This window comes from Balneola sp. (genome assembly GCA_003712055.1).
In the GTDB taxonomy this organism is placed as follows: domain Bacteria; phylum Bacteroidota; class Rhodothermia; order Balneolales; family Balneolaceae; genus RHLJ01.
On the sequence record RHLJ01000007.1, the window covers coordinates 117,804 to 135,888 of the forward strand.

Here is an 18,085-nt window from a genome sequence, read left to right on the forward strand (position 1 = left end):
TATGAGAACGTTTTTGCTGGTTCTTCTTATTACTGTACCCATTACTTTGTGGGCTCAGGATTCAACTCGAATAGGTACTAAATATGCCCCCATTCCAGAGCTTTCGTTCAGTACAGATAATGGAGTGAAAATTGCTACTGATCTACTCGTGTACGGCTATGGATTTGAATCAGTAACTCCTTTCGAGAGTTTTTCAAGGTATAGAGTATCCTATGAAACTATAGGAGCTTTTTCGTTATTGGCTTCAAGAGACGACGTAAACGCCTTTGGAACCAGAAAACGAGTATTCTATTATGCCTTCGCGAACAGAGGTCTTTCTAACTATTTTTTTGGGGATACTGACAGACAAGATTATGATGAAGCCAGGTTCGATTCCACAGATTTCTACAACTTTGATATGGTTAGAGTAGATATAGGGGGAGTAGTTCGAACTCCTATTGAAGCCTGGGATCCGGATAAAAGAATCGAGTTGAAAACTGGATTGAGTCTTATCTATGAACGGCCATTTGATACTTCTGCCACAGACTTTATAAACACAGAACGGATTGAGGGAAGGGATGGAGCCTTTTTGAGTCTTTTTGAATTAGGGTTAATTATTGATCAAAGAAATTCAGAATTCCGCGCTGGTCAAGGATACCTTATTGATGTAGGCACCAGATATTCACCAATTGGCTTAAGTACTCATCATGGAATTCAAAACTATCTAACGGCGCTTGGTTTTTTGCCCCTAACAAAGAGGTTCCCTGAAGTCACCATGGCTACAAGGTTCTCATTTGTCAACTCAGCAGGTGAAAAACCTTATTGGTTTACACCTGCACTAGGAGGTAGCGAAAATTTAAGAGGATTTATTTACCGGCGTTTTACAAGTGATAACGCACTTTCATACACGGTTGAGCTAAGAACCTGGTTGATAAGTTTGCCTTTCAAAAGCATTGATTTAGGAGGTCATGTTTTTATGGACGGAGGTAGGGTTTTCTCAAATAATAATTGGGATTCAGCATTCAGCGATCATAAGTATGCATTGGGTTTAGGGGGAGTAATGTCTATCTTCACACCCGATTTTATCTTAAAAGCTGAAGTTGGTTTTTCGGAAGATGGAACGGGAATATATTTAGGAACCGGATACTCTTTTTGATAAGCTCAGCTCAACTATTCAAAAGAAAGTGATACCAGAAAAGGTCAGTCGATTTTAATGTTACAAAGCCCTATTCCTGAGTTAATTCTAGTCCTTTTTGGGATTGCAGTTCTACTGATTACCATCTACACCTTCGGTGAATTTCACCTGGTTTACTTTGTAGTTACTAAAAAGAAGAAAAAGAGATTTCAACCCGCTTTACCCTCATATATAAGAGATGAGCTTCCAAAAGTAACGGTTCAATTGCCCATGTATAATGAACGGTATGTAGCTGAGGCTGTTATCGACTCATGCGCGGTATTAGATTATCCAAGGGATAAATTTGAAATTCAGGTTGTAGACGATTCCAATGATGAAACGGTGGAAATCGTAGATAAACGAGTTGCATACTGGAAAGAGCAAGGGATCAATATTGAGGTTTTTCGAAGAGAAGAAAGGAAAGGCTATAAAGCGGGAGCACTAAAGGATGCAATACCTTTTGCTTCCGGGGAATTTCTGGCTGTATTTGATGCAGACTTTAGACCAAACCAGGATTTTCTGCTTAAATCTATTCCTTATTTCCAGGATGAGAAGGTAGGTATAGTACAAGGAAGATGGGGGCACTTGAATCGTGACTATTCAACACTTACCAGAGCACAAAGTCTTTTTCTGGATATGTTTTTTATGATTGAGCAACATGCACGATCGTTAGCGGGGTATTATCTCCGCTTTAATGGTTCGGGAGGGATTTGGAGAAAATCATGCATTGAAGATGCCGGAGGCTGGTCAGACGATACTATATCGGAGGATTTGGATTTAGTATTCAGGGCACAACTAAAGGATTGGAAAGTTATTTATGATGATTCATTAGAAGTACCCGCCGAAGTTCCCATCAACCTTTTAGACTTTAAGGCTCAGCAATATCGATGGTCGAAAGGGAAAGCCCAGGTAATCAAAAAACTAAGCGGCAAATTGTTAAAGAAAAAGATGCCCTTTTTGAACAAGCTTCATGTTTTCTTTGACCTCTATAATATTTTCGTAATACCTGCTCTTGTATTAATTGCACTGTTAAGTATCCCAATCACGTTTTTAATTATTGAAACGGATGTTTATAACAAATATCTGGCTTGGGGAACCATTGGGCTACTAAATATAATTATACCGCCCTGGTTTGCATGGTTAGTATTAAGGAGATACAATGCTACAAAATGGAAAACATTTCTTGATGTAGTTAAATCGATTTTTCCTTTGGCTTTTCTATTACTAGGGATAACGTTAACGCAGCTTGTTTCTATTTTCGATGCATATTTTACCAATAACAAGGTTTTCCATCGAACATCGAAATATAATATTGTAGGTAAGGAAGGTTCAGCTAAGGGTAAGATATATGCACCTCGAAAAATATCTCCCATTACTTATTTGGAAGGCTTATTTGTACTGTATTACAGCTGGGCTATTTATCTGGATATAACTTACAGTACATTTGGTTTTCTTCACTTCCATATTATTCTTGTGATTAGCTTTGCCTATGTGTTTGTGAATTCATTCAAAAGGGCATAAAAAAAGCCGCATCAATAAATTGATCCGGCTTTAGTGTGTACCGCGTACGGGATTCGAACCCGTGCTACCGCCGTGAAAGGGCGGCGTCCTAGGCCTCTAGACGAACGCGGCTGGAAATTAAATTAGTAAGGGAGCCTGATGGGAATCGAACCCACGACCTCTAGTGCCACAAACTAGCGCTCTAACCAACTGAGCTACAGGCTCCATCTAACATTCAGTAAGTCAAACAAATTATTTAGAATCGTCATCATAATGAGCATTGGTTTTGGTAATCAAAATCCAGTAACCAATGGTGCAAATGATAATGCTCGCAATTATAAAATAAATAATAGAAGATGGCATTGACGTCCTAAATAATAATAAAAGTACCGCGTACGGGATTCGAACCCGTGCTACCGCCGTGAAAGGGCGGCGTCCTAGGCCTCTAGACGAACGCGGCAAAATTCAATAAATCAAATAACCTTATGGAGGCGACAGGCGGATTCGAACCGCCGTACGAGGTTTTGCAGACCTCTGCCTAGCCACTCGGCCATGTCGCCTTACTAAGTAGTACGCCCATCAGGACTCGAACCTGAAACCTATTGCTTAGAAGGCAATTGCTCTATCCAGTTGAGCTATGGGCGCTCAACTTATGTAAGTTTCAATATTTCAAATGTCGGGGAGACAGGATTTGAACCTGCGACCCTTCGCTCCCAAAGCGAATGCGCTACCGGGCTGCGCCACTCCCCGATTTCGAAAGACCACTAAGATAAGGGTTTAAAAAATCGGTTACCAATACTAATCCAAAAAAAGTTTATAAATATTGGCAAGAATCAATCCTTAAGAATGGAAGACACATAGTTGTCCCAGCTCATATCAGAAGCTGATTCACGGACATTTTCTCTGGGTAGAGGGCTATCAAGAAAACGTAACATTTGTTCTGCCATAGAGTCGATATCCTCAGGTTCAGCAAGGTAACCGTTAAAACCGTCTTTTATGGTTTCAGGAAAGTGACCGACTCGGGTTGCAAGAATGGGGAGTTCAAAATTATAGGTTAATGATTCTACTCCTGAAGGAGTAGCAGTCAGATAAAAAAGGATACTGCTATCTGCTACCTGGAAATATTTATGGACATCTTCATTGGGAATAAATTCGTTTTTTACAACTACTGAATCTGTAAGATTTAATTCCTCAACTAAATGTAGAGGGCGGTAATCTTGTTCGCTCTCTTTGTTCTTAAGCAAAAGTTTTTGTGCTATTGCAAAGAGTCCTCGCTTTAACTTTGTAGAAAATTTTGAAGTGTCTAGGGTTGCCCAAAACTCTTCTCCACAAATCAGGAACGATACATCATCTCGTTGCTTACTTACTTTGTCAAAAGCTTTAATGGCATTGTGTAGCCCTTTGTACTTTCTGATAAATCCAAAAAATAAAAAGACGTTTTCTCTAAGCCCAAGCTGTTGCTTGAATTGTTCTATATCAAACTCCGGATCTGGTTGATATAAATCGTAAACCGGGTGAAACAGCTTAACAACGGTCGTGGAATTATCACCTGAACGTGTTCCATCTTCATTAACCGATAGCTTCTTTAAGGGGAATAGAGCTTTTAACTCATCTACTGTTTTGTAGGCATGGGCGATATAAGTATGAGCATGTTTAATGCCCATTTTCGTAAATCGTTCATCGATTGTGCTCCCTTCTTTTTGTACTACAAAATGAAGGTCAAAGATAACCTCGGCATCAGAATGTTTTTTTAGCCACTTAGCGATCGAACCCATTGGTAAACCCTGTATAGAAATCGCCCACTGAAATATCACTTTGGTGGGTTTAAGTGAGGCGATATACTTTGCCGTTTCTTTCCAGCTTAGCGGGTTATTGTAGTTGATGATGTACTTAACCTGAATGCGGGTCCCTTCTAAAAAATCAGACTGGCTCGATTTATCAACAAATTCTCTTGGGATTATGGAAGGATACTGGTTTGTCCATGAAACGATATGTACTTCATTATCCGGGTTCTTATCCAGGGTTTTGGCAAGTGAAGTATTATAGTTAGAAATACCTCCCTTAAACTTGGGACCAGGGCCAAAGCAAACAATCTTGGGCATATTAAGTGTATTTCTTTACCGCCACATCATAAACACGATGCATACCTTCTTCCATACTGAGCCTTGGTTTCCAACCGAGCTTATTATTTACATAATCCATATTAGCATATCTGGAATGAACTCCCACCGGTTTGTCTAAAAGGGGCTTGATATCCGGGGAATACCCAGCGAAAGAAGTAAATACCTGAATGAGATCCAGGAAGCTAGTTAGTTTCCCGCTGCCAATATTGATTGCGCTACCATCAGTAATATGGTCCATAGCCAAGAGCGTACAATCCATTACGTCCTCAATATGTACAAAGTCACGCCCTTGTTTTCCACTGCCCCAAACCTCAAATGGATTTTCTTTCAAGGCAGCTCTTCGGGCTATTGCTGGTACTGGGTAGGTTAAATCCTGATCTTCACCAAAACCCGAGAAAGGACGAATACAAGTCACAGACACATCATAATATTTCGCCGCAATAGAAGCTAAATATTCGCCAGTTAACTTAGACCATCCGTAGGTCATGTCCGGCTGTCCCATTCTTGTAAAGTCAATATCACTCTCACTGAGAGCAATAGCATCAGATTCAGTTTGTAAGTCAACGGGATATGCTGCACTTGAGCTTGGGTATAAAGCACGTTCTGGTTTGTTAAGACAAATCCAGCGGAAAAATAACGCGTCAATTGCGAGGTCAAGAGCTACTTTCATAGGGTCTCCATCGATTGTCGCTCTACCCCCAACAATAGCAGCAAAATGGAAAACATCTTTAAATGATGAAATGTCCAAGCCATGCTTAGTATTGAAGTACCCCGGATCTTCTATAAGTCCTTCGAAAATGACTCGTATATCCCCTTTCAGAAATATCATCCTTTCATCAGAGCCAAAATATGTAAGTCCGTTTGCTTCTCTACTTGCTGTACCTTCGGGTAACCAAGTTGAAGGGTGGGTGCCTACTGAAAGGTCATCAATAAATAGTATAGTATCATTTGTTGTATTGTATATCCGCTTTACAAAATTGCGACCAACGAATCCGCAACCACCGGTGACTAGATGATAATTCATTATTTCATTAATTCATTTTTTCCAGAAATGAAGATAGCCAATTCTAGAAAAAAGCCTTTCCAAAAGAGGCACTTTTATTCAAAAATTCCTTTCTTTGGCACTCAAATAAAACGAATTGGAATGAATAGAATACTTTCACTACTCATAATTGGCACTCTCCCTTTATTATCAAATGCTCAGGAGCTCAGCATTAGCACGGCTCCAGGTTCAAACGTCACATTAGAAGCGAGTATAAATGGTAGTGGAATTCAGATCCTAGAGATGGATGGCACGGAAATTTTTGGAGCTGATTATTCGGTTTCTGCAAATGATCCCTCAATTGCAGTATATCCGCTTGCTGATGGTTCATTTATAGTAAGAGAGAATATTGCAAATTTTTTGGTATATGATTCATTCGGTAAAGTACAACGTTCGATTTCTAATAGTACACAAAGTGAAGGTGGAGAAGCTATTTCTGAGCTGGCAATGGACGGGAATGGTAAAACAGTGGTTGTTTACAATCCTAAAGTAATGACGAACGGAGTAGAAGGGTCGCGTGGTAAAATAATCTCCGGAAGTGGCCCGGTAATGGATGTATTTTATTCTCAGGATAGAGCGCTTTCTCATGTAGAGGTTTCTGCTAATGGAGAATTTATTGCTTTTGTTTCTGCTAAAGAGGGAAGTGATGATGAAGTACAATTGATGGATCGCTTTGGCAATATGTTGGTAACTATTTCTTTCGACCAGTCAGTAAAAGGCGTAAGCTTTTCGGAGAATGGATTATATGTTGCGATATATTCAGGAGGAAGAGCAGCAGCATATCAGGTAAGGTCGGGAGAGCGAGTAGGAAGTACAAGTTTCAGAAATACATCGGTAGTTTTTGCCGGGTACGATCCTGTTGACAAAACCATAATTGGCTTAACAGGTAGTGGTAGTTCAACACTTACAGAAGTTCAGCTTCACGCTGTAAATGTATCAGCCCGAAAAATAGCTCGTGAAAACTCAAACGAGTCCTTTAATATAGTTAGTCAGGTTTCGATGGAACGGGTAGGTTCTGGAAGGTATAAGATTAAAGGGTTGGATAAAGAAATAACCCTAAGAGCTTCATTCTAAAAAAAGCCCTGCACATGTTGAATGAGCAGGGCTTTTTACTTCAAATATTCCTTGCTTAATACCTACCCTGCCTTTGCCAATAGGCGGGCTGTGGTAGGCTGGTTCTTATTTCACTAAGCTTCTTTAGCTTCCTCTGATTCGTCTTCTTCTTTAGGTTCTTCCTTCTTCGCCTTTTTTGAAGAAGGAGTGGAAGCGGCTTCCTCAAGTGCTTTGATATCTGGTTTTTCCCATAAAAACTCTAAATCATCACGAGATTTATTCATCTTAATTTTAATGGTAGAACCGATTTCCTGCTTGTTTTCCAGAAGCTCTTCAGCAAGAGGGTCTTCAATGTACTTTTGGATAGCTCGCTTAAGAGGTCGGGCTCCGTACTTTTGATCAAATCCTCGATCAGAAATGAAGTCTTTGGCTCCTTTAGTAATTTCAATATTGAAACCAACTTCACGGATTCGAACAAAAAGCTCTTCACTTAATATGTCAATGATCTGGAAGATGTCGTCTTTTTCAAGAGGCTTGAATGTAATTACATCGTCAATTCGATTCAGAAATTCCGGGTTGAACACTTTCTTTAATGCATCCTGAATGGTTGTCTTCATTTTTGCATAATCAAAAGCAGTTTCATCAGGTCCGCCAAAGCCGATACCTTTGCCCATATTACGTATATCACGGGCTCCAATATTGGAAGTCATGATAATTATGGTATTTCTGAAATCAACTCTGCGGCCAAGACTATCGGTTAGGATACCATCATCAAGCACTTGTAGTAAAATATTGAACACATCAGGGTGAGCTTTCTCTATTTCGTCAAGAAGCACTACACTGTAAGGCTTACGACGAACTTTCTCAGTAAGTACTCCGCCTTCCTCATAACCCACATAGCCTGGAGGTGCTCCGATTAACCTGGAAACAGAGAACTTCTCCATGTATTCACTCATGTCAATTCGGATGAGTGAATCATCCTTATCGAATAAATACTTAGCAAGAACTTTGGCCATTTCAGTTTTACCAACGCCCGTTGGACCTAAGAAAATAAATGAACCAATAGGCCTGGAAGGATCCTTTAATCCGGCGCGAGTTCTTTGTATAGCTTTAGTAAGCTTTATGATGGCTTCTTCCTGGCCAACTACTTTTCCTGACAGGCTTTCCTTCATCTTGAGGAGTTTCTGTCCTTCATTCTGGCTAATCTTATTAACAGGAACGCCACTCATCATAGCTATTACTGAGGCAACGTCTTCTTCTTCAACATCAAAAACGATACTTTCAGATTCTTTTTCCCACTCACGTTGAGCTACTTCTAAATCCTCAATCAGGCGCTTTTCTTTGTCACGTAATCGTGCAGCTTCTTCAAAGCGCTGCTTTTTAACCATTGAGTTTTTATCGATACTGGTTGCTTCAATTTCTTCTTCCAGTTCAATAATATGCTTTGGTACAGTGATGTTGGCCAGGTGAACTCTTGCACCAGCTTCATCAAGTGCATCGATTGCCTTATCTGGTAAAAAATGATCGGTTACATAACGATCAGTTAGCTTTACACAACCCTCAATAGCTTCTTTGGTATATCGAACGCTGTGGTGCTTTTCATATTTACCTTTGATTTGGTTTAGAATCTCGACTGTTTCTTCAGCAGTTGTAGGATCAACCATAATTTTTTGGAAGCGACGCTCTAAAGCACCATCCTTTTCTATGAACTGACGGTATTCATTAAGTGTGGTAGCGCCAATAGCTTGAATATCACCTCTGGCAAGAGCCGGCTTCAACATGTTTGAAGCGTCTAAAGAACCACTTGCTCCACCAGCGCCAACAATGGTATGTAGCTCGTCGATAAACAGAATTACATTATCCGTCTTTTCTAGCTCTGTCATGACGGCTTTCATGCGTTCTTCGAATTGTCCTCTGTACTTGGTGCCAGCGACAAGTGCAGCAAGATCTAAGGCAATCACTCTTTTATCATAAAGTACCCTTGAGACTTTACGTTGAACTATTCTTGCGGCAAGTCCTTCTGCAATGGCAGTTTTACCAACTCCAGGTTCTCCAATAAGAACAGGATTATTTTTTTTGCGGCGACTCAACACTTGAGCAACTCTTTCTATTTCTTTATCGCGGCCAATAATAGGATCTAGTTTTCCTTCTTCAGCCATTTGGGTAAGATCCCGGCCAAAGTTATCCAGTACTGGTGTTTTAGATTTATCCATACGCTTTTCCCTTGCACTTCCTGATCCTGAACTTCCTTTTGAAGAAGAAGAGGATGAGCTGGATGAAACAGTAGTTGTATCATCAAACTCCTCTCTGGATTTTCCTGAAATAATTAAATCAAGTTCTTCGCGAACGGCATCGTAGGAAACGCTGAACTGCTGAAGAATTTGGGCTGCAATATTTTCATCATCGCGAAGTAGTGACAGTAAAAGATGCTCTGTTCCGATAGTGTCGCTTTTATAAAGCTTAGCTTCGAGATAGGTAATGCGAAGAACTTTCTCTGCTTGTTTTGTGAGCGGTATATTACCCACAGTAACAGAACCTCCCGTTCCACGAACAGTATCTTCTATTGTCTTTTTAAGTTTGAAAAGATCGCAATCCAGATTCTTCAAAATGCGAACAGCAACGCCGTCTCCCAAACGAACGATACCAAGTATTAAATGCTCTGTGCCGATGTAATCGTGACCCAACCGAAGTGCTTCCTCTCGGCTAAATTGTATCACGTCACGTACTTTGCTGGAAAAATTTCCCTCCATGTAACTAAGTCCTCAATCTAGAATAAAATTTATATGCTACAGGGCAAAAAACGAGCCAAATCGATATTTAGTTCGTTTCTTCGCGAATGTAGCAGAGCAACCAAGTAAAAGCAAACAAAATGGGCGCTGAATAGATTAGAAAAGAGGAGCGCCTGTCATTTCTTCAGGTTGTGAAAGCTCCATTAATTTTAATAGGGTAGGAGCTACATCGGCGAGTATTCCCGGGTGCATGGTGATGGGCTCTCCGTAATTAACAACAATGGATGGTACGAGAGCAGTTGTATGCGCAGTATGTGGAGAACCATCTTTTTTAACCATCTGATCTGAGTTTCCGTGGTCAGCGATAATGAGTGATCTATATCCATGATTGGACGCGGTTTCTATAACTCGCTCTAGCTGGGTATCAACAGCTTCGACAGCTTTTATCGCTGCCTGCATATCTCCGGTATGACCAACCATGTCGGGATTCGCAAAATTTAGAATAACCAGATCATACATCTCTGACTGTAATCGGTCAACTAACTCATCTCCAACTTCAGGGGCACTCATCTCGGGTTTAAGATCATAAGTAGCAACTTTCGGGCTCGGAACAACTAATCGATCTTCACCTTCATTTGGCGTTTCCTCCCCACCATTAAAAAAGTAAGTGACGTGCGGGTACTTTTCTGTTTCTGCGATCCTAAATTGTTTCATGCCTTCCTTACTAACCCATTCTCCTAACGTATTTTTCAATATCTGTGGCGGATAAGCAACTCGAGCAAAGTCAAAAGTGGCATCGTATGAAGTAAAATTGATGTAAGTCAGATTAAGATCCTGAGCTTCGAATTCTGAAAAATTCTTTTCGTTGAGAGCACGTGAAATTTCGCGGGCCCTGTCACCTCTTATATTGTAGAAGATTACGGTATCACCTGGTTCTATTCTTGATTCTTGAGAATCATTTAATAGGACTGGTTTGATAAACTCGTCAGTCACGCCATCTTTGTAAGAAGCATCAAACGCTTCGTCAGATGAGCTAAGCTTTGTCCCTTTCCTGTGTACAAGCAGATCATAAGCAAGTTGAACTCTTTCCCAACGATTATCCCTATCCATCGCATAATACCGTCCTATTATAGAAACGAGTTCTCCTACACCAATCTCTTCAGTCTTCGTATTAAGTTGTTGTGCATATTTTTTCCCTGAATCAGGAGCAGTATCTCTACCATCGGTAAATGCGTGAACAAAAACTTTCTCCAATCCCTCTTGTTTGCAGAGTTTTAATAAGGCGAATAAGTGTTCATTATGACTATGCACTCCTCCATCCGAAAAGAGCCCCATCAAATGAATTTTACCCTTCTTTTTTGCCTGTTCAATTCCGTATAAGAGCTGATGATTTTTAAAAAAACCGCCTTCACGAATATCCTTATTAATTCGCGATAACGCTTGCCAGACAATACGTCCAGCTCCAATATTGAGGTGGCCTACTTCAGAATTTCCAAACTGACCATCAGGTAATCCTACATCTTCGCCACTTGCAGAAAGTGTAGAGTGAGGACAGGTTTCAAGGAGGGAATCAAAAAAGGGGGTTTGCGCTTTATCGATGGCGCTTACAGAAGGGTCGACAGCAATTCCGAACCCATCTAAAATTACAAGTAAGGCTTTAGATCTGGGCTCGGGCATTGTTGAAAAACTTATAAGTTATTTACGTACTTGGTAAGCTGGGCTTTTTTGCGAGCAGCATTGTTTTTGTGGATTACTCCTTTAACACTCATTCGGTCGATGAAAGAAGTAGCTTCCTTTAATGCAGCTTCAGCCTCTGCTTTGTCAGTTGAGCCAAAAACTTTTTTAGTCAATGTTCTCATTTTAGAACGTCGAGTTCGATTATGCTCATTTCGCTTAATATTCTGACGAGTACGTTTTATCGCTGATTTATTACGTGCCATGAATTCTTTTGACAGGTTAGTTCGTTCGATTTTTTCGAAGACTCCAAAATTAAGGCTTCCTTAAATCTTATACAAGAAATGATTGAATAATTAAGGGAATAAACTTAATTTAGCTGTTCTGTTATGATAGTGGTGATTGATGGGCCCGCAGGGTCAGGTAAAAGTTCTACTGCTCGAGCAGTTGCCGAGCGACTACAAATTCAATTTTTGGATTCCGGAGCTTTATACCGAGCTGCAACCCTTCTTTACCTCAAGGCAGAAAAGAATATATCCTCGTTCTTTGAACTCCTGAAAGAAAATAAAATCTCATTCTTTTATAAAGAAAGAAAGTTCCATTGTTTTATTGATCAAAAAGATGTTTCCGAAGACATCAGATCTTTAGAAGTTTCCTCTCATGTTAGTGAGGTTGCCGCAAAGCCAGAAGTAAGGGTCTTTGTAAATAACCTAATGAGAACAGCTGTTCAGACAGATGTTTTTATTGCTGACGGTAGGGATTTGGGTACTGCGGTATTTCCAGAAGCTGCTTTAAAATTTTTTATGGTAGCTGATCTGGAAACCAGAGCCAAAAGAAGATTAGCCGAACTCTTAAGTAATGGAGTTGAAGCTACTCTGGAATCAATAAAACAAAATATCCTGGAAAGGGATGAGATTGATTCATCCAGAAGTGCTGATCCGCTTAAAAAGGCGGACGATGCCATAGAAATTGATACCTCCTCACTCACATTTGATGAGCAGGTTTCAATAATTAGTGACAAGATCAAGCATCTTATCACTTCATAACTGAAACATTAACTCTAGCCCATACCCGAAAGTCGGATATGCGGTAAAACATTAACAGATAGATACTATGTCAGAAGACGTAAAAAACGAACAAACCGAACAAGAAGAAGTAGCAACTCCTGAAGCTACTGAAGAAACAACTACAGAAACTGTAGAAGCAGAAGCTACCACTGAAGTAGCAGATGTTGAAACTGCAGAAGAACCCACCGAAGAAGTTGTAGAAGAAGTTGCTGAAACTGAGCAACAAGAAGAAACTGTAGAAGAAGAAGTAAGTGCAGAAGCACCTACAACGGAAGAAAATAATACAGAAGAAACACTTACCCACGTGTTTACAGGGGAAGTAGAAGGCGAAACATATACCTTCGATCAACTTGATAGCCCCTCAGATGAATATACTGCCGAAGAGTACAATCAACTCATGGGTATGTATGAAAACACGCTGAATGAAATTGAAGAAAAAGAAATTGTTACTGGGCGAGTAGTTTCCATCGATGAGAAGTATGTTGTAATCGATATCGGATTCAAATCAGAAGGTATCATTGCAGTAAATGAGTTCCCTTCCTCCATTTTAGAAAATATGGGAGCTGGTGATGAGGTTGACGTATTCCTTGATCGAGTAGAGGACAAAGAAGGTCAGCTTATCCTGTCTCGTAGAAAAGCTGATATCCTTCAAGCTTGGGAAAAAATTGAAGCAGCCCATGCTTCACAAGAAGTTGTTGAAGGACTTATTAAGAGAAGAATTAAAGGTGGAATGGTTGTTGACCTATTCGGTATTGACGCCTTCTTACCAGGTTCTCAAATCGATGTACGCCCTGTACGCGATTTTGATGCTTATGTAAGCAAGACCATGGAATTCGCTGTAGTTAAATTGAACATGGCTGCTGAAAACGTGGTTGTCTCTCACAGAGCTCTTATTGAGAGTGATCTTGAAGAGCAAAGAGAGCAAATTCTTGACACGATCGAGTCAGGTCAGGTTCTTGAAGGAGCTGTTAAGAATATTACTGATTTCGGTGTGTTTATCGACCTTGGTGGTGTGGATGGACTTCTTCACATTACCGATCTTTCATGGGGGCGTGTTGACAACCCAAGTGAAATCGTACAGCTTGATCAGCGTATGAACGTTGCTGTAATCGATTTTGATGAAAGAAGTAAGAGAGTATCTCTTGGTCTTAAGCAACTTCAGCCACATCCTTGGGAAGAGATTCACGACAAGTATCCAGAAGGCATGAAAGTTCAGGGACGCGTGGTTTCTATTGCTGATTACGGTGCGTTTATCGAACTGGAAAAAGGCGTGGAAGGTTTAATTCATATCTCTGAAATGTCCTGGACTCAAAACATTAAGCACCCATCTCAGCTTGTTGAGAAGGATGATGTGGTTGAGTGTATTGTTCTAAACATCAGTGAGGAAGAGAAAAAGATTTCTCTCGGTGTTAAGCAGCTTACTAAAGATCCATGGGCTGATATCCTTGAGCGATTCCCAATTGGTTCTAAGCACAAAGGATTCGTTAGAAACCTTACCAACTTTGGTGTATTCGTAGAGCTAGAGCCAGGAATTGATGGCCTAATTCACGTTTCTGATCTTAGCTGGGAAGACAAGGTTGAGCATCCAAATGAAGTGGTAAGCAAAGACCAGGAAATTGATGTAGTTATTTTAGGTGTAGACTTCGATAACAGAAGAATTACACTAGGACACAAGCAAGTTCTGGAAAATCCTTGGGAAACATACGCGAAAGAGTATATTCCTGGAACAGAAGTTGAAGGTGAAGTTGTAAAAGTTACTGATCGTGGTGCTTTCGTAAAACTTCCTCTTGGTGTTGAAGCCTTCTTAAACATGACTAAAGCTGTTGAGCCTGAGTTCAAAGAAGGACAAAAAGTAGAAGCATATATCTTCAAATTTGATGAAGGCAACAAGTCTATTGACTTGAGCCAATTGGATTCAGATCAGAAGAAAGCGAAGACTGCTAAGAAAAAAGCAGATGAAGCAGCTAACATCGAAACAGGCGCGCCTACTCTTGGCGAAATGTCCGGACTAGCAGCGCTAAAAGAAAAGATGGAAGCAGAAGAAAAAGCTGCTGCTAAAAAAGCTTCAAAGGCAAAAGCTGATTCATCTGAAGAATAGTTGGTTATTCGATTTAACAGCTAGATAAGCTTAAAAAAAGAGAAGCCTCATTCGCTAAGTGAATGAGGCTTTTTAATTTTATTAATAGAGAAACATTTTATTTCAAAAAGAAATACACTGTTTTATTAACTGAATCTTTTTTGCTCTTCACTTTCACGTTGTTTTCCCTGTTGAAGGCATATATAATATTTCTGGCAGAGCTCAATTCTTTTTCGTTTGTATACTTTACCATAATTGCATCACCACCAGGTTTTAATTTGCCAAGTGCGTCAAGGAGAGGAGAGAATTTTGAATTACGTTTTCTGGAACTCGAGATATCATTCCGAGAAACCATTTTTATCTTCATAGTTTTAGAGACTTAGTTGGAATACAAATTCAATAAAGGTATTTCTTACTATGAAAAGCAATAAAAAAATATTACGGTACCTGAACGTTTTGCATGATTTTTTCTACAATATCTTCAGGAGAAATATCTTCAGCTTCTGCTTCAAAAGTTGGTATAATTCTATGCCTTAAAACATCCATTGCTATTGTTCTTACATCCTCGGGAGTAACGTATGCTCTATGCTCCATAAAAGCCTGAGCTCTGGATGCAAGGTTCAAATTGATTGTAGCTCTTGGAGATGCCCCAAAGCCAATTAAATCTACCAGATCATCAAGCCCAAAATTCTTAGGTTTTCTTGTAGCAAATACAAGATCAACTATATATTTCTCGACTTTTTCGTCCATATAAATTTCATTTACAATGGATCGAGCCTCTAAAATTGTCTTAGGCTGAACAACAGGGCTTAAAGAGGTTTTAGGTCCTGTCTTTGCCATTCTCCTCATGATCTCTAATTCTTCATGCTCAGTTGGGTAATCAATTTTTAGTTTTAGCATAAATCGATCTACCTGTGCTTCTGGGAGTGGATAGGTTCCTTCTTGCTCTACAGGGTTCTGAGTGGCCAAAACAAGGAAAGGTTCATCAAGCTTAAATGTAGACTCACCAATGGTAACCTGTTTTTCCTGCATAGCTTCAAGTAAGGCACTTTGTACTTTGGCAGGGGACCGGTTGATCTCATCAGCAAGAATAATATTAGCAAAAATAGGTCCTTTCTTTACAAAGAAATCTCCCTCTTTTTGATTGTAAATAAGAGTTCCAATTAAATCAGCGGGAAGTAAATCAGGTGTAAATTGGATGCGCTGGAAGTCCGTGTGAATTACCGTTGCGAGAGAGGATACCGTTAATGTTTTTGCAAGGCCGGGCACACCTTCTAAAAGCACATGCCCATTAGTAAGTAACCCTACCAAAAGGCGGTCGATCATATAACTTTGACCGATAATAACTTTATCCAATTCCCTTTTAATGTTATCAATAAAAGCACTATGCGTTTCAATTTTTTCTGTTAACGCATTCATGTCCAGTGTTACTTCGCTCATTTATTTTAAATCAAAAAGTTTTATTTGCTTGTGAGATACGTAATTTCTTGTTCTTAAAAACATTCGGCAAATATAAGGTTTGACTAATTTTTCACATGGACATTTTACAATCTTTTTTAATGGGGCTTATTCAGGGACTAACGGAGTTCCTACCAATTAGCAGTTCCGGGCATCTTGCATTAGGGCGTTTTTTCTTAGGAGCAGATACTGAAGTTGGAATTACTTTTGAGGTAGTTGTCCACTTTGGTACCCTTTGCAGCATTTTGATTTACTATAAGAAAGAGCTTTTTGACCTCTCTAAAGCTGGAATTGGTTTTCTTGGTGCCCCTTCAGCTAAAAAAGATGATCCCCAAGTAAAAATCCTGCTATTTATTCTTATAAGCATGATCCCTGCTTTTATTGTGGGCTTTACTCTAAAGGACTATATCGAGGATATTTTCATGAACCCTCTATTGGTATGTGTAATGTTACTGGTGACCGGTGTAATTTTATTTCTTACCAAATACGCCAAAGATCCAGAAGGAGAGATAACCATGAGGAAAAGCATTTTAATAGGAATTGCTCAGGCTTTTGCGATGTTGCCAGGTATTAGCCGATCAGGCTCAACCATTTCAACAGCTCTGTATTTAGGAGTGAAAAGAGAAGAGGCGGCAAATTTCTCTTTCTTGATGGTTATTCCAGTTATCGCAGGTGCTATGATACTTCAACTCCGAGAGGTGGCAGAAGTAGGTATTTCGGACGCCCAAATTATGAGTCTGGTTGTTGGCTTTCTTACAGCGTTTATATCAGGTTATTTCGCGTTGAAGTATTTGATCATCATCCTCAAGAAAAAAGGCTTTCATTACTTTGCTTATTATTGCTGGGTCGTCGGCGGGGTAGGACTAGTTTATTTTTTCTTATGATAAAGCGACTGTATTCGTGAATAAAGCTACCATCATCTTTAACAAATAGATATTTTAGCATTTGGATTATTACTTTATCCGAAATTTGTCACTAACTAATTTTTCTTGATGCTTTCTGCTAGTCTCGTTTTAGGATGTGCTTCTTCCGAAAAATTATTGAACTTGGACAGTACGACAAGGCAATAAGCAAATCGATAAAAAAGCTGAAGAAGAACCCGGGTAAAGACAAAGAACTCTATGTGTTGAAGGAAGCGTATTCCAAGGCAAATGGTTTTGATCTTGACCAAATATCTTTTCTTGAAAAAGAGGGAAGGGCCGAAAATTATGTGGAAATCTATTCCCTATATCAAAGGCTTGATAATCGGCAAGAACGATTAAAAACACTTCCTTCCCAGCTATTAAGTGAATTTGAAATTGTAGACTATGATGATGAGTTAATCGCATCAAAAGAACAGGCTGCTGAGGTATCCTATCAAAACGGATTAGATTACTTATCCAGAGGAGATCGTGAGAGTGCAAGAATGGCTTATTACGAATTTGATCGCGTGAGGTCATTATATAATGACTATAAGGAGGTAGATACGAAGATTGAAGATGCCCGTTTTAAAGGGACAAACCAGGTATTGTATGTAATAGAGAACAATTCTGAAGTTCTGCTTCCTGAACGATTTGATGAAGAGTTAAGGAAAATCGCTTTATCTGATTTGAATGGTCAATGGATACGATATAGTGTCAATGAGGATGAGAACATCAACTACGATTATTTCATTGTTCTCTCCATTAAAGAGATAGCAATATCACCAGAGCGAGTAGATCGAGAAATCAAAAAAGAATCGGTAGAAATTCAGGATGGAATGAAATACGTTTTGGACGAAAGAGGGAATGTTAAAAAGGATTCTTTGGGAAACGATATCCGAAAACCTAATATGATCACTGTTACTGCAGAAGTAACTGAAGCCAGGCAATGGAAAGAAGGATTAGTTGCTGGTTCAATCGATTATATTGATTTACGAACTGATCAATTGGTAAAAACCGAGAATATTTCAGTGACCTCATTATTTGAGCACTTTTCAGGATCCTATACCGGAGATGAACGAGCGCTCTCGGAAGAATCAAAGAAGATGATTGGTGTGAGCCCAGTTGACTTCCCTCCAACAGAAGTAATGCTTCTTGATGCAGCTTATCTTTTGAAAGAGCAGTCAAAAGATATCATCTTTCGAAACAAGGGATTTCTAAGTGCGACAGGCAGTTAAACCATTCTATTTTTTTTTAATGGTGGAGTTGAGCTAAAATTATAGTAATACAGTACGAATGAGGCCTGTTTT

General features: G+C 39.6%; 14 protein-coding genes and 6 tRNA genes. 7 read left to right on the forward strand and 13 right to left on the reverse strand.

Annotated features, from left to right (window positions below; all coding sequences use genetic code 11):
• The first annotated feature begins 1 nt into the window (after window position 1).
• Together ED557_15125 and ED557_15130 are read left to right on the forward strand one after the other, a co-directional pair.
• The gene (locus ED557_15125; protein RNC79411.1) at window positions 2–1,135 is read left to right on the forward strand and encodes a hypothetical protein; all 1,134 of its coding nucleotides are present in this window, start codon (window positions 2–4) and stop codon (window positions 1,133–1,135) included.
• A gap of 57 nt (window positions 1,136–1,192) precedes the next feature.
• The gene (locus ED557_15130; GenBank protein ID RNC79412.1) at window positions 1,193–2,674 is read left to right on the forward strand and encodes a glycosyltransferase; all 1,482 of its coding nucleotides are present in this window, start codon (window positions 1,193–1,195) and stop codon (window positions 2,672–2,674) included.
• 38 nt (window positions 2,675–2,712) lie between these two features.
• Here the strand turns inward: ED557_15130 and ED557_15135 are convergent.
• From ED557_15135 to ED557_15170, 8 genes are all read right to left on the reverse strand, one after another.
• Window positions 2,713–2,785, reverse strand: a tRNA-Glu gene (locus tag ED557_15135).
• 19 nt (window positions 2,786–2,804) lie between these two features.
• Window positions 2,805–2,878 (reverse strand) — tRNA-His (locus tag ED557_15140).
• 162 nt (window positions 2,879–3,040) lie between these two features.
• Window positions 3,041–3,113: transfer RNA gene (locus ED557_15145), tRNA-Glu, on the reverse strand.
• 26 nt (window positions 3,114–3,139) lie between these two features.
• Window positions 3,140–3,213: transfer RNA gene (locus ED557_15150), tRNA-Cys, on the reverse strand.
• 8 nt (window positions 3,214–3,221) lie between these two features.
• Window positions 3,222–3,298 (reverse strand) — tRNA-Arg (locus ED557_15155).
• 31 nt (window positions 3,299–3,329) lie between these two features.
• A tRNA-Pro gene (locus ED557_15160) sits at window positions 3,330–3,403 on the reverse strand.
• Window positions 3,404–3,486: 83 nt separating this feature from the next.
• Window positions 3,487–4,755, reverse strand: coding sequence for a glycosyltransferase (locus ED557_15165; protein ID RNC79413.1), 1,269 nt, complete (start codon window positions 4,753–4,755; stop codon window positions 3,487–3,489).
• 1 nt (window position 4,756) lies between these two features.
• Window positions 4,757–5,800: an NAD-dependent epimerase/dehydratase family protein gene (locus tag ED557_15170; GenBank protein RNC79414.1), complete on the reverse strand. Its 1,044-nt coding sequence runs from the start codon at window positions 5,798–5,800 to the stop codon at window positions 4,757–4,759.
• Between ED557_15170 and ED557_15175 the strand changes: the two genes are divergently transcribed.
• Window positions 5,789–6,892, forward strand: a complete 1,104-nt coding sequence (locus tag ED557_15175; protein RNC79415.1) for a hypothetical protein — start codon at window positions 5,789–5,791, stop codon at window positions 6,890–6,892. The two genes, ED557_15170 and ED557_15175, sit on opposite strands and share 12 nt — an antisense overlap.
• Window positions 6,893–7,005: 113 nt before the next feature.
• Here the strand turns inward: ED557_15175 and ED557_15180 are convergent, their stop codons facing one another.
• The 3 genes from ED557_15180 to rpsT form a co-directional block, all read right to left on the reverse strand.
• A complete protein-coding gene (locus ED557_15180; GenBank protein ID RNC79416.1) occupies window positions 7,006–9,621 on the reverse strand; it encodes an ATP-dependent Clp protease ATP-binding subunit in 2,616 nt (871 codons plus the stop codon).
• Window positions 9,622–9,756: 135 nt separating this feature from the next.
• Window positions 9,757–11,277 (reverse strand): 2,3-bisphosphoglycerate-independent phosphoglycerate mutase, encoded by a 1,521-nt coding sequence (locus tag ED557_15185; GenBank protein ID RNC79417.1) that lies wholly within the window; start codon window positions 11,275–11,277, stop codon window positions 9,757–9,759.
• Between the two features lie 11 nt (window positions 11,278–11,288).
• Window positions 11,289–11,540, reverse strand: coding sequence for a 30S ribosomal protein S20 (rpsT, locus tag ED557_15190; protein RNC79418.1), 252 nt, complete (start codon window positions 11,538–11,540; stop codon window positions 11,289–11,291).
• Between the two features lie 123 nt (window positions 11,541–11,663).
• On the opposite strand from rpsT, the gene ED557_15195 reads away from it, so the two are divergent.
• Window positions 11,664–12,320, forward strand: coding sequence for a (d)CMP kinase (locus tag ED557_15195; GenBank protein ID RNC79419.1), 657 nt, complete (start codon window positions 11,664–11,666; stop codon window positions 12,318–12,320).
• 67 nt (window positions 12,321–12,387) lie between these two features.
• Complete coding sequence (locus ED557_15200) at window positions 12,388–14,439, forward strand: 30S ribosomal protein S1 (protein ID RNC79420.1); 2,052 nt, start codon at window positions 12,388–12,390, stop codon at window positions 14,437–14,439.
• A gap of 97 nt (window positions 14,440–14,536) precedes the next feature.
• Here ED557_15200 and ED557_15205 read toward each other — a convergent pair whose 3' ends face one another.
• On the reverse strand, window positions 14,537–14,785 hold the full coding sequence (locus ED557_15205) for a hypothetical protein (GenBank protein ID RNC79421.1): 249 nt from the start codon (window positions 14,783–14,785) through the stop codon (window positions 14,537–14,539).
• A 71-nt stretch (window positions 14,786–14,856) separates the two neighbouring features.
• On the reverse strand, window positions 14,857–15,858 hold the full coding sequence (locus ED557_15210) for a MoxR family ATPase (GenBank protein ID RNC79422.1): 1,002 nt from the start codon (window positions 15,856–15,858) through the stop codon (window positions 14,857–14,859).
• Between the two features lie 95 nt (window positions 15,859–15,953).
• Between ED557_15210 and uppP the strand changes: the two genes are divergently transcribed.
• On the forward strand, window positions 15,954–16,760 hold the full coding sequence (uppP, locus tag ED557_15215) for an undecaprenyl-diphosphatase UppP (GenBank protein RNC79423.1): 807 nt from the start codon (window positions 15,954–15,956) through the stop codon (window positions 16,758–16,760).
• Between the two features lie 134 nt (window positions 16,761–16,894).
• A complete protein-coding gene (locus ED557_15220) occupies window positions 16,895–18,013 on the forward strand; it encodes a hypothetical protein (GenBank protein ID RNC79424.1) in 1,119 nt (372 codons plus the stop codon).
• Window positions 18,014–18,085: the final 72 nt, after the last annotated feature.